11 protein-coding genes are annotated in these 12,191 nt (G+C 39.8%); 7 read left to right on the top strand and 4 right to left on the bottom strand.

The window, feature by feature from the left end:
• Positions 1 to 68: 68 nt before the first annotated feature.
• The 3 genes from LC454_RS25590 to LC454_RS25580 form a co-directional block, all read right to left on the bottom strand.
• Complete coding sequence (locus tag LC454_RS25590) at positions 69 to 278, bottom strand: hypothetical protein (protein WP_223585264.1); 210 nt, start codon at positions 276 to 278, stop codon at positions 69 to 71.
• A gap of 67 nt (positions 279 to 345) precedes the next feature.
• Positions 346 to 1,290, bottom strand: coding sequence for a homoserine O-succinyltransferase (metA, locus tag LC454_RS25585; protein ID WP_223585263.1), 945 nt, complete (start codon positions 1,288 to 1,290; stop codon positions 346 to 348).
• Positions 1,291 to 1,403: 113 nt separating this feature from the next.
• Positions 1,404 to 1,937 carry a TlpA family protein disulfide reductase gene (locus LC454_RS25580; RefSeq protein ID WP_223585262.1) on the bottom strand — a complete coding sequence of 178 codons (534 nt, stop codon included), beginning with the start codon at positions 1,935 to 1,937 and terminating at the stop codon, positions 1,404 to 1,406.
• 375 nt (positions 1,938 to 2,312) lie between these two features.
• Here LC454_RS25580 and acnA point away from each other — a divergent pair, with 375 nt between their 5' ends.
• The 3 genes from acnA to LC454_RS25565 all read left to right on the top strand — a co-directional run bounded on the left by acnA (position 2,313) and on the right by LC454_RS25565 (position 7,523).
• Positions 2,313 to 5,081: an aconitate hydratase AcnA gene (gene acnA, locus LC454_RS25575; protein ID WP_223585261.1), complete on the top strand. Its 2,769-nt coding sequence runs from the start codon at positions 2,313 to 2,315 to the stop codon at positions 5,079 to 5,081.
• Between the two features lie 279 nt (positions 5,082 to 5,360).
• Complete coding sequence (locus LC454_RS25570; RefSeq protein ID WP_120257851.1) at positions 5,361 to 5,927, top strand: pentapeptide repeat-containing protein; 567 nt, start codon at positions 5,361 to 5,363, stop codon at positions 5,925 to 5,927.
• A gap of 210 nt (positions 5,928 to 6,137) precedes the next feature.
• A complete protein-coding gene (locus tag LC454_RS25565; protein WP_223585260.1) occupies positions 6,138 to 7,523 on the top strand; it encodes a WG repeat-containing protein in 1,386 nt (461 codons plus the stop codon).
• Positions 7,524 to 7,596: 73 nt separating this feature from the next.
• On the opposite strand, the gene LC454_RS25560 is transcribed toward LC454_RS25565, so the two are convergent.
• On the bottom strand, positions 7,597 to 8,481 hold the full coding sequence (locus tag LC454_RS25560) for a DUF808 domain-containing protein (RefSeq protein WP_223585259.1): 885 nt from the start codon (positions 8,479 to 8,481) through the stop codon (positions 7,597 to 7,599).
• Between the two features lie 133 nt (positions 8,482 to 8,614).
• Here LC454_RS25560 and LC454_RS25555 point away from each other — a divergent pair, with 133 nt between their 5' ends.
• From LC454_RS25555 to LC454_RS25540, 4 genes are all read left to right on the top strand, one after another.
• Complete coding sequence (locus tag LC454_RS25555; RefSeq protein WP_223585258.1) at positions 8,615 to 9,172, top strand: DUF4256 domain-containing protein; 558 nt, start codon at positions 8,615 to 8,617, stop codon at positions 9,170 to 9,172.
• 44 nt (positions 9,173 to 9,216) lie between these two features.
• Complete coding sequence (locus tag LC454_RS25550) at positions 9,217 to 10,077, top strand: DUF6265 family protein (protein ID WP_223585257.1); 861 nt, start codon at positions 9,217 to 9,219, stop codon at positions 10,075 to 10,077.
• A gap of 121 nt (positions 10,078 to 10,198) precedes the next feature.
• Positions 10,199 to 10,657, top strand: coding sequence for a GyrI-like domain-containing protein (locus LC454_RS25545; protein ID WP_223585256.1), 459 nt, complete (start codon positions 10,199 to 10,201; stop codon positions 10,655 to 10,657).
• A 166-nt stretch (positions 10,658 to 10,823) separates the two neighbouring features.
• Complete coding sequence (locus LC454_RS25540) at positions 10,824 to 12,110, top strand: chloride channel protein (RefSeq protein WP_223585255.1); 1,287 nt, start codon at positions 10,824 to 10,826, stop codon at positions 12,108 to 12,110.
• Positions 12,111 to 12,191 lie beyond the last annotated feature (81 nt).

The following is a 12,191-nucleotide window of genomic DNA, read 5'->3' as shown; positions in this document are numbered from 1 at the left end:
GAAAAGTTTCGCTATTGTTCCTAACACAAAACATAGTTTTGCAGGCAACTGAAATAATAGATATTACACTATGTCTGTCTTTTGTTTTGAGTCGATTTACGGAGCAGGAGAAAGAAAATCACCAGGAAGAGTGCCACTCCACCCAGCCAAATCCAGGGGTTAGCATACCACAACGTACCGTTTGCCTCCTTGAGCTTTTGATTTTCCTCAATCGGCACCTCCGCATGAAGTATAATAATTGAACACAGCAAACAAAACAGTAAAGACATTCTTTTCATATGATCTACTTTATATAGATAGAATGCTCCGCCAGCCTATTTTGTTTGCTTAGGATAAAATTTGTGTTCAGTCTTTTTGTCTGATCTCCCCCAAATGAACGACATCTTTTAAATCAAAAGGCGTTTCTTGGTACACAAAATAGTTGAGCCAATTATTAAACAACAAGTTAGCATGGCTCGTCCAACGCACCAAAGGTTGATTTTCTGGATTGTCATCTCTATAGTAGTTTGCAGGCATGCGAATGGCCTGGCCTTTTTCTAAATCCCTTTTATACTCTTCATCCAAAGTAAATGGTGCGTATTCAGAATGGCCGGTCAGGTAAAATTCCCGACCACCGCGGGAGGATGCGATGGCAATACCTGCTTCAGGAGATTCGGAAAGAATTTCTATCCCGCTTTTAGCAAGTAAATCGTCTTTCTCCATAGTTGTATGCCTGCTATGAGGAATAAAAAACTCATCATCAAATCCACGAAATAACGGATGTCTTTTGTCGAGAGCAGTATGTTTGAATACACCAAAAAGCTTTTCATTCAACGGTTTTTTCTCCACATCATAGAAATGATACAAGGCCGCCTGTGAAGCCCAACAGATATACAAGCTTGACGTTACATGTGTTCTTGCCCAGTCAAAGATTGTCTGAATTTCATTCCAATAGGTCACCTCTTCAAATCTGACCATCTCAACCGGAGCGCCTGTGATGATCATACCATCGTAGAAGTTTTCCTTCACTTCACTTAGGCTTTTATAAAACATCTCCAAGTGTTCCTCAGGAGTATTTTTTGAAACGTGGGTTTCCAATCGAAGAAACTCCATCTCAACTTGCAAAGGATTATTGGAAAGTAAGCGGATAAAATCGGTCTCCGTCGTAATCTTAAGAGGCATCAGATTGAGGACCAAAACACGTAATGGTCTAATATCCTGCTCATTTGCTCTTAGATCACTCATGACAAAGATATTTTCCTTTTTTAAAAGCTCTATCGCAGGAAGGTTATTAGGAAGTTTGACTGGCATATATAAATTTCTCCTTATACAATTAGCATGCAAAATTAACAAGAAAATGGCAGAATACTAAATGAAACCGCAAATTTAAGTTTGCACCAAAACATAGCTTTTTTCCTTTCAGATCACTCTTCGGTTAATTGCCTTAGGGCTTTTTGAAACTTCGCCGAGCCAAAATTCATCCCGCCCACGTGCTTATTGACCAGTTTCCCCGCTTTATCTATGATAATGGTCGTGGGAATACTTGTCATACTAAGATCTTTTGGTAAGGCGGAGTTCAGCTGATAGACCGGAAGACTATATTTTCTTTTCTTTAAAAACTTCTCTGAGTACTTCAGGTTACCGTCTACGTCCACTGATAAAAACACAATTCGGCTATTCTCTTGAAAGTCTTTATAGAGTTTGTCCAAAGAGGGCATTTCTGCTAAACAAGGTGAACACCATATCGCCCAAAAATTGATCAAGACAACTTTACCTTTGAGCTGATTCAACGAAATCACCTTGCCTTTACTATCTTTAAAACTAACTTCCTCATTTTTGAGTCGTAAGCCAGCATACGTTGTCGGATCATCTCCATACGCATAACCCGATGTGTATGCAAATAGTAATAGCAGTAAGATGCTGATCGTAATAAATCCAACGCTGTTTTTTCTTCTCATATTGTTTCTTTCATGAAGGACACACAATGAACGTTTATTGTATAAATTGATTGTGTTCATCACTACACAAACTACAATAAAATTACATTTATTCTAGCATTTTAATTCAATATCCATGTCAGCAAATTGACCAAACTTGATGGTTTAAATACATCCTACTTATCCAATGCAGTCTATAAACATAAGAAAAAACTGCAAAATCAGAACATAATAAACTAAGCAGCTGAGACTTAAACCTAACAAAAACAAATTACTAATTAGTCACCATCCCATTTTTTGGGGAAACGATCAATTGAATGCAATGATTTGTCTAAAAGTTATTAAAAACAAATTGGCGGCTATGATTATTATATAGTATATAATAAGTAAATCAATATGAGCAAGGAAAAATCAATCCAGGAAATCGAGATCAATGGAAAAGTTTATCAATATAGTTCCCTAAGAAATCTACCGGAGGGTGATATCGAACATCTGCCCTTCAGTATTCGGATTCTCCTGGAAAATGTCTTACGTAACCATGATGGATTTAGTATCACGGATGAGCATATCGGCACATTAATCAATTGGTCTCCTCAGCCGGTCGACAAAGATATTCCATTCAAACCAGCACGCATTCTCATGCAGGACTTTACCGGTGTCCCTGCAGTGGTAGATATGGCTTCTTTACGAGCGGAATTTGTTCGACATGGCAAAGATGGTCAAAAAATTAACCCAGCGATCCCCGTTGATCTGGTTATTGACCACTCCGTACAGGTAGATTATTTTGGCACCGAATATTCTTACGACAAAAATGTAGCATTGGAATATGAACGTAACCGTGAACGGTATGAGCTTCTGAAATGGGCTCAAAAAGGCTTAAAAAATTTCACTGTTGTCCCTCCGGGGATGGGAATCTGCCATCAGGTAAATTTAGAATATCTTGCCAAAGGTGTTATTTCCCGTGATAATTGGTTATTTCCCGACACCTTAGTCGGCACAGACTCCCACACCCCTATGGTCAATGGCATCGGTGTTCTAGGCTGGGGTGTTGGCGGTATCGAAGCCGAAGCAGCGATGTTGGGACAACCCATTTTCTTTACTTGTCCGGAGGTTATCGGACTTAAGCTCACAGGTAGTATTCCCGATATCTGTACAGCGACTGATATGGTTCTTTCCATCACAAAAATTCTACGGGATAAAGGTGTTGTCGGAAAATTTGTTGAAGTCTTTGGGGACGGACTAGATACACTGTCCGTCACAGACCGGGCCACTATCTCCAATATGTCACCTGAATTTGGCTGTACGGTCACCTATTTTCCAATAGACGACCGCACACTGGAATACATGCACAGCACGAATAGAACCGAGCAGGAAATCAAGATTGTAGAAGAGTACTGTAAACAAAATCTACTCTGGCGCACAGGAAAAGAACAGATCTTATACTCCTCCGTTGTCGAATTTAATCTCAGTACACTCGAGCCTACAGTTTCAGGTCCCAAACGTCCACAGGACAAAATTTTGGTCAAGGATTTAAACAAAAAGTTTTCACAACTACTCGATAGTGAACACAATCGACAATACATCCCGATGCCACAACGCTCCGAATCGGCCTGGTTAGCAGATGGCGGATCGGGTACCGAATTTACTTTTGGGAAAGTACCTGTTGAACATGCTTCACCACATCAAGTCATTTCAGAATCTATACATGCAGTAAGAATAAAACACAATCATAAGGAATATATTGTTAGTGACGGTAGTATCGCTATTGCTGCAATTACAAGCTGTACAAATACCTCTAATCCAACAGTCATGATCGGTGCAGGTCTATTGGCCAGAAATGCTATTGAACGTGGCTTACGGACAAAATCCTGGGTAAAGACCTCCTTGGCGCCAGGTTCAAAAGTGGTCACACAGTACCTTGAACGATCGGGGCTCAATGCAGATCTTGACGCACTCAGATTCCACACTGTAGGCTACGGATGTACCTCCTGTATCGGAAATTCAGGACCACTCCCACCACAAATTGCGGAAGCAGTTGAGAAAGGTGAGTTGATTGTCGCCTCAGTATTGTCAGGGAATAGAAACTTTGAAGCACGGGTCCATCCACAGGTAAAAATGAATTTTCTGATGTCTCCCATGCTGGTTGTTGCCTATGCCCTTGTTGGTCGCGTGGACATCAATTTGATGGAAGACCCTCTTGATTATGATCCGAATGGACAACCCGTTTATTTGAAAGATATCTGGCCAAGTCGTGAGGAAATTACCAAAACAGTCAACGAATGCGTCAAACAATCTGATTTCCAAGAGGTCTACGACGTTATCTTTGACGGTTCTACGGATTGGCAGGATCTAACAGTCAATCTTGATCAGAACTATCAATGGGATGACACATCGACATATATCAAAGAATCCCCATTTTTTGAGAACTTACAGGCTGCTCCGGCACCTATTCAGGACATCCAGCATGCGAGAGTCTTACTTTATTTGGGAGACTCAGTCACAACGGACCATATTTCTCCTGCCGGATCTTTTAAAGAAGAGACCGCCGCAGGAAAATACCTCAAGTCTCACCAGGTCAATAAAGAAGACTTCAACTCCTATGGCTCCAGACGCGGTAATCATGAAGTCATGATGCGTGGCACCTTCGCCAATGTGCGGATTAAAAATAAAATTACCGACCAGGAAGGCGGTTTTAGCAGGTATTTCCCAACGAATGAAGTAAAAACAGTATACGATACTGCAATGGAATATCGCAAAACAGATACGCCTTTGATTGTCTTGGCGGGAAAAGAATATGGATCGGGCTCATCCCGTGACTGGGCAGCCAAAGGCACTTTTCTCCTTGGTGTACGGGCTGTGATTGCCGAAAGTTTTGAACGCATACATCGAAGTAACCTTGTCGGTATGGGCGTAGCTCCACTCGTTTTTATCAATGGAGAAAATGCTGAAACACTCGGACTTGATGGCACTGAAGTCTATACCATCACTGGCTTAGCAAATACGCTAACACCACATAAACTGCTAGATGTAAAAGCAGTCCACGACAATGGAAAGACAACAACATTTCAAGTCAAAGCGAGACTGGATTCAGCCATAGAAATAGAATACTTCAAGAATGATGGTATCTTACAATATGTACTAAGACAATATTTAAAAAACAATTAGTGTTGACCTTGCTGAAGAAGTATGAAATGAACAAATAGAAAAAGGGCGCCATTAGACGGCGCCCCTTTCACAACCTATATAAAAACCTACCAGAGTTCTATTAGACGATATTTCCAGCCACCACATATACAACGATGCAACTAGGCCAAAGTTACACCCTTTACCACCTGTTTTTCCTCCCTGAAGTCAGCCATTTTTTATCAACTCCCCTTTCATTATCCATGATAAAAATGTATTTTCGCAGGTAATCAATCCCAATATTTACGCAGCAGAAAAATCATGGATGAACTGGTAGAACAGACGATTTCTAAAGTAAGCTTCAATAGTGAATTGCAGCAAATTAAAGAATTTTATAAATGCACGTTTGAATATTGCGATTTCCAAAATGCCGCATTGGTAGATCTGATCTTTACAGATTGTGAATTTAAATCCTGTAATTTATCCAACATTAAGCTCAAGGGTACTCAATTGGATCACATCCTTTTTCAGGACTGTAAGATGTTGGGGATACAATTCAACGAATGCAGTTCATTCTCTTTCCATATCGAAGTGAAAAATAGCATGCTCGACTATGCTTCTTTTTTTGAACGAAATATGAAGAAATTCAAATTTGAACAGTGTTCATTACAGCATGTCGATTTTGAAAAAGCGAACCTTCAACAGGTAATCTTTAAAGATTGCGACTTTCTGCGTGCCCGATTTGAACAATGCAACCTGGAAGGCTGTGATTTTCGTACCTCCATGAATATCCAGCTGGATCCAGAAACAAATCGTATGAAAAAGAGCAAATTTGAATCAGAGCAATTACCCGGTTTGCTCGCCAAATATCAATTGCTGATCGACTGATAAGATTTTATATCATCAGGCTCCAGAAGAAATCTTTAGCAGGAAATTACGAAATAACGGATTTCAGGGATAAAAGAGCCTATTCTAAATCATCATATTTGCCTATCAATTTTAGGTAGATGAAAATATCATGCCCCTACGATAGCGAATATACCTTGCGCATATGAGCTCATGATAATTTCCTCACCACTAAAAAGCAAATTTATACAGATGAAAAAATCATTCTTATCATTCGCCGTATTAATGGCTGCCAGTACGGTATCTTTCGCGCAGGTCAATAAGGCATTTAAAATTAATTATGCTATTGTATTCGCAAACAACAGTGGCGGCACGGAGCAAGAAGGCCCTGTTTCCCTTTATGAAGCATATGTCAGCAACGACAAGATAAAAGTTATATCTTCGGCGGAGGGACAAGAGTCCATTTTTCTTGCGAAAAAGAATGAAGATAAATCAACGATCCTTTATCCCTCCCTATCGAAATACACTGTACACGAAGAGGACGCAACCTCCTTCTCCATAAAATTAGTTCCCGGTCAAACTAAAACCATTGCGGGTTATCCTTGCAAATTGGCACAGATTGAGCTCCCCAATATGGAAGATATCGAAGGTAATACCAACTTGTCCATCTGGTATAGCGAGAAGCTACCTGTTATCTATTGGGAAGGTTTTGATATCTTTAAAAAAATTCCAGGCGCTGTACTTCAGGTAACCACACCTCTTGGTGTAGATATTGTCGCACAAAGTGTCGCAAACAGTCAGTTAAATGACAATGACTTTATTGTTCCCGAAGACTATGATCAAGTGGAATCTATCTACGAAGAAGGCCAAGAAGGTGAGGAAAGCAATCAAATGGCGGAAAATCTTTACCTATTTGAAGACAGTACCTCAGGTCTTATGGGATTGCAAGATAATGCGCAACAAATCATCGTACCTGCCCAATATCATTACATTACACCATTTGTAGGTGAAATCAGTGTGGTCCAGTTTAAAAATGAGAAATATGGTGCAATCAACCTTGCAGGAAAAGCAGTTATCCCCTTTCAATACGAATATTTAAGCTATGATGATAATTCGGGACAATTTCTATTCGGTCTAAAAGAAAAATATGGAATACTTGACAAGGCAGGTAAAGTCCTTATTCCCGCAAATTACGATATGATCTCCTTTATCAATGGTGGTTACGCTGTTTTTCAACAAAATGAAAAATATGGCATTTTAAATCAAGCAGGGAAAATCACTGTACTGGCTAGCTATAGTTTCATTTCCGAGAATAATGGCACACATTTTATTAGTGTCGAAAATGATAAATACAGTCTCGTTGATATTAAAACAAACAAAACATTGGCTCCAGCTTACGATTTTATTTCAATAACCGAAGAACCGAATCTTTTCCTTGCGAGTAAAGACGGCAAATACGGCTATTTAAATGGTCAGGGGAAAATTGCCATTCCTTTTATCTACAGCGGTGCAACAGCTTTTAGCGATGGCGTAGCATCCGTCTCGAAAGAAGGTTCAGATGACGTCATTCTAATTAATACAAAAGGCGAACAGGTTGAATTGGATGCAGCTGCTGAAGCGGTAGCTGAAGAAAGCTAAAGCATAACAGGCTATTCAAAAAAATAGGGCTGGTAAAGATTACCAGCCCTATTTTTTTTATCTATTTACGCTATTAATTCGCGCTTACCGCCTTCTTTTTGCCGAAAATTTTCTTACCTACTGTAAAAAGTAGGATCGCGATAATACCACCGCCCAAACCGAACAAAAATTCCTTAGCCATACTTGGAAAATTTGGTAATACATGGTGTAGAAAATCTATATAATGCGAAAAAATACCTCCCGAAACCAAAATCAAGGCAATCGTACCTACCACAGCCAATAATTTGATAATAAAAGGCAAAGCGCGAACCAGCAATCTGCCTAAACTGGCCAATGGTCCTTTTTCCTTCGCACTTTTAATCAGCTTATATCCAGCATCATCCATCCTGACAATCAATGCTACAATGCCATAAACACCAACTGTAGCAAGCAAAGCAACCACACAAACAGTAATGATTTGCAAGGTCAGACTTTTATCAAGTACCGTTCCCAATGCAATAATCACGATTTCCACTGAAAGAATAAAATCAGTCGTAATAGCTGCCTTGATTTTTGACTTTTCAGCCTCCATATTATTCTCTTCGACAACCTCCTCAACATTGGATTCGCCGGTCTGATGTTTACGATGGAACAAATACTCGATAATCTTTTCAACCCCTTCAAAGGCCAGATAAAATCCACCCAAGATCAAGATATATTTGATGGCTATTGGAAAAAAGACATTCAGTAGTAAAGCTATGGGAACGATAATCAGTTTATTCACTAAAGATCCCTTTGTAATGGCCCACAGAACGGGCAATTCCCGAGATGCTAAGAATCCGGTAGCTTTCTCCGCATTCACGGCTAAATCATCACCCAAAATTCCAGCTGTTTTTTTTGTTGCTATCTTACTAGCAACTGCAACATCATCCATTAAAGCCGCAATATCATCTAATATTGCAAATATTCCTGAAGCCATATTTTATTAAAAATTTGAACGTAAAAATATAAATTTAATTCAATTCCCAAATAAGTAATTTAATTGGATGACAATAATCCACTATAAACAGATTTATTTTAATTGTGTATTTTAGATTCAAATTATACCAAATATGAAAAAATCACTTTCAGCTACGGATCAGGCAGCATTATACAAAGTGCTGAAGCAGCGGTTTGATACGAATATGAACAGACATCAGGATCTTGTCTGGGAGCAGATACAACATAAACTGGAAGAAAACCCGACCAAGATCTGGAGCCTACATCAAATGGAACAGAGTGGTGGCGAACCTGATGTTATCGGAATAGATCCGGTTAATGCTGCTTATTTGTTTGTTGACTGCGCCGAGGAAACCCCAAAAGGAAGAAGGAGTTTGTGTTTCGACCAGTCCGCATTGGATTCCAGAAAAGAAAATAAACCGGTAGGCAGTGCCATGGAAACAGCTAAACAGATGGGAGTCGAATTGCTGACAGAAGAACAATATCGACAGTTACAAACGCTGGGGCAATTTGACCTGAAAACATCAAGCTGGATACAGACACCGGCCGATATCCGTAAACTCGGAGGCGCCCTATTCTGTGACCGCCGGTATGATCATGTTTTCACCTACCACAATGGCGCTATCTCCTACTATGCCGCACGTGGCTTTCGAGCAGTATTATACATTTAACCAAAAAGGAATAACAAGCTAATTTAAAATAGATTACATCAAAAATGAAACAGTCTATCATCTTATGGCTTAGCCTCATCTGCATCTTGTTTTCGCGATCAGTATTCGCGCAAGCCCCCTTCCCCGCATTTCTCCAAGGCACCTGGAAAGTAGCCGATAAAGAACGCTATGAACACTGGGATCGCATGAGCGACGGTGAATTAAAGGGTGTTTCTTACAGCATTAAAAATGACCAAAAAATCGTCAGTGAGTATCTGAAAATCAAAAAACTCGGTGACAAAGTTATTTACACCGCTTTGGTAATCGGTCAAAATAACGGAAAAGAAATAGACTTTGAATTGACTTTTAAGGATAGCACCTATTCGTTTATCAATGAGCACCACGATTTTCCCAACCGAATACGTTATAAACAGCTTGGCGGAGACCGTATTCATATTTCAGTCGAAGGGAAATCTGGAAAAGCACATGCTTTTTATGTCCACAAAATAAAAAATGACAGTCTGGGTGAAAACCCTAATTATGACCGCGACTTAGCCGCCAAATTGGGCGCTGATGACTATGGTATGAAAAGTTATATTTTCGTGCTGTTAAAAACTGGCCAAAATAAAACCACAGATAAACAACTGATCAGCGAAAGCTTTAAAGGACATATGGAAAATATTGGCCGTTTGGTCAAGAATGGGCAGTTGATTGTAGCTGGCCCATTTGGAAAAAATGACAGTGGATTTCGAGGTCTTTTTATCCTCAATAAGGTTGCAACAATTGAACAGGCCAAAGAAATACTTCAAACAGATCCAGCAATTAAAAATGGTCTTTTGGAACCCTTATACTATTCTTGGTACGGCTCAGCAGCATTATCCGAATACCTACCTTTTTCTGAAAAAATATGGAAAAAAGAACATTGATTTAATACCCTACCTAAGATTTTGGATCCATTGGGAAGAACCTATTTTTTTCAATCCAGCATTCCCTAATGACAAACTGTTGTCAGCTGTTAAATCTATTTTTGAGAAAAATATAAAAAGCATGGAAAATAGATCTATACCTTCTTTCAATATTATTGGAATTGCTATACGTACAAGCAATCAGAACAATCAAGCCGCCAAAGATATTCCTGAACTATGGGCCCGGTTTTTCGAAAATGATATCATGAACCGGATTCCAAATAAAGTATCCAATGAGCTCTATTGTGTTTACACAGAATACGAAAGGGATCACACCTTGCCCTACACAACCTTATTAGGTTGTAAGGTTGCACATCTTGATGATCTCCCGGAAGATATGGATGGCATACGCATCGAAGAAAGCCTGTATCATCATGTTGAGGCTGAAGGAAACCTGGCGGCAGGTATTGTTTACGATGCCTGGTTAAACATTTGGGAAGCCGATCTTCCAAGAGCATTTTCAGCAGATTTTGAAATATACGGTGAGAAAGCACAAAACCCCGAGCAGGCAAAGGTTGATATTTTCATTGCACTCCAATAGCCAAAGATTTCGTTACATCATTCAGGGCAATAACAGTCAAGCCTGTTAAAGCCCTGACAATTTTTATTTACTTCCCAGTAAATGTAACAAAACGTATGTCGGACCTCTCTTACATTTATTTTAGCCAAAATATCTTTTACCTTTGTGCCGATTTAATTAAACTAAAATGCAGGACACCACCGCTCACCGTAAGAAAATCGTACGATACAGCTACATAAAATTAATCGGAAGTTCAGTTTTCGTAAGCCTGATATGTTGCTTACTCGCTTACAGCCTGAAACATATTACCGGATATGTACAGGAAAAAATAGCTGAAGGTGTTTTAAACTGGGATCCTAGACTATTTATCTTATTGCCAAGTGTAGGTATTACGGCAATATATTTTCTACGAAAGTATGCTTTTCAAAACCGGAAAAACAAAGGAATCAAGGAGATTTATACAACGCTGGAAACACGAAAGGATCATTTGCCTTTTTTCAAAATACCATCCCACTATATCAACGGCTTTTTGACCGTTATTTTTGGCGGATCAACTGGTATTGAAGTTTCTACTGTAGTAGCCACAGCCACTGTGGGAAACCAGGCCTATAAGCATCTTCACCCTGCTTGGGCCTATAAAACAGAACTGATCTGCGCGGGTGTTATTGCCGGTGTAACACTATTGTTTGGCAGTGCGCTTGGTGGCTTGTTATTTGCCTTTGAAGTCATCGCCAGAAAATACAACAAAACACTATTGATCAGTGGCATCAGTTCCATGTTGGTCGCCTCGCTATTCGTACACTATATGGATGACAGTCCTTTGTTCAACTTTGCAGCGAAGCAATGGCAATGGCAGGCCGTCCCTTTTATCGTCTTACTAGGCCTAATCGCAGGTCTATTAGCTTTGTATTTCACTAAAATTGTGATCTATGCAAAATCTTTCTTTGCCGGAATAAAGAATAATTTTATCCGGGTCAATTTGGGAGCCATTACAGTGGGGATCTTGATCTTCTTTTTGCCAGCCCTATATGGCGACAGCTATCACGGTCTCGGAGAAATCCTGGAAAGTAGTTTACATGAATCTATCAATTGGCTCTACTTTCTGCCATTACTGCTATTAGTCCTATTAAAACCACTTGCAGCAGCACTTACCCTAGGGGCTGGTGGTGATGGTGGTGTCTTTGCCCCCAGTATTGTAACAGGCGCACTTTTAGGTGTATTTTTTGCCCAACTTTGCAATCACTATCTGGGCACCCATCTTATTGTCATTAATTTTGCGCTATTTGGAGCCGCAGCGATGCTTTCCGCTGCTATCCATGCACCATTTACTGCGATTTTCATTATTGCCAGCATCGTCCCTTCAGGTTATCTACTATTTGCACCCTTATTAGTGGTAAGTGTCATCGCCAAAATACTTGCCAAAAGGATCTATCCTTATAATGTATATACCTACAAGGAAGTCGCCCATAGCTAACAGCAAGAACTGGCATCAAGCGACTGTCTCCAAATTGAAAATACTAACAGACAAGAAAAAGGATCAAAATTCATTAAGAAT

The organism is Sphingobacterium sp. GVS05A (genome assembly GCF_019969845.1).
In the GTDB taxonomy this organism is placed as follows: domain Bacteria; phylum Bacteroidota; class Bacteroidia; order Sphingobacteriales; family Sphingobacteriaceae; genus Sphingobacterium.
This window is presented reverse-complemented; position numbering and strand designations above follow the sequence as displayed.

Bases quoted from the DNA above. Each gene is read 5' to 3' on its own strand.
- LC454_RS25590 (WP_223585264.1), bottom strand. From the start codon at position 278: ATGAAAAGAATGTCTTTACTGTTTTGTTTGCTGTGTTCAATTATTATA.
- metA (WP_223585263.1), bottom strand. From the start codon at position 1,290: ATGCCAGTCAAACTTCCTAATAACCTTCCTGCGATAGAGCTTTTAAAA.
- LC454_RS25580 (WP_223585262.1), bottom strand. From the start codon at position 1,937: ATGAGAAGAAAAAACAGCGTTGGATTTATTACGATCAGCATCTTACTG.
- acnA (WP_223585261.1), top strand. From the start codon at position 2,313: ATGAGCAAGGAAAAATCAATCCAGGAAATCGAGATCAATGGAAAAGTT.
- LC454_RS25570 (WP_120257851.1), top strand. From the start codon at position 5,361: ATGGATGAACTGGTAGAACAGACGATTTCTAAAGTAAGCTTCAATAGT.
- LC454_RS25565 (WP_223585260.1), top strand. From the start codon at position 6,138: ATGAAAAAATCATTCTTATCATTCGCCGTATTAATGGCTGCCAGTACG.
- LC454_RS25560 (WP_223585259.1), bottom strand. From the start codon at position 8,481: ATGGCTTCAGGAATATTTGCAATATTAGATGATATTGCGGCTTTAATG.
- LC454_RS25555 (WP_223585258.1), top strand. From the start codon at position 8,615: ATGAAAAAATCACTTTCAGCTACGGATCAGGCAGCATTATACAAAGTG.
- LC454_RS25550 (WP_223585257.1), top strand. From the start codon at position 9,217: ATGAAACAGTCTATCATCTTATGGCTTAGCCTCATCTGCATCTTGTTT.
- LC454_RS25545 (WP_223585256.1), top strand. From the start codon at position 10,199: ATGGAAAATAGATCTATACCTTCTTTCAATATTATTGGAATTGCTATA.
- LC454_RS25540 (WP_223585255.1), top strand. From the start codon at position 10,824: ATGCAGGACACCACCGCTCACCGTAAGAAAATCGTACGATACAGCTAC.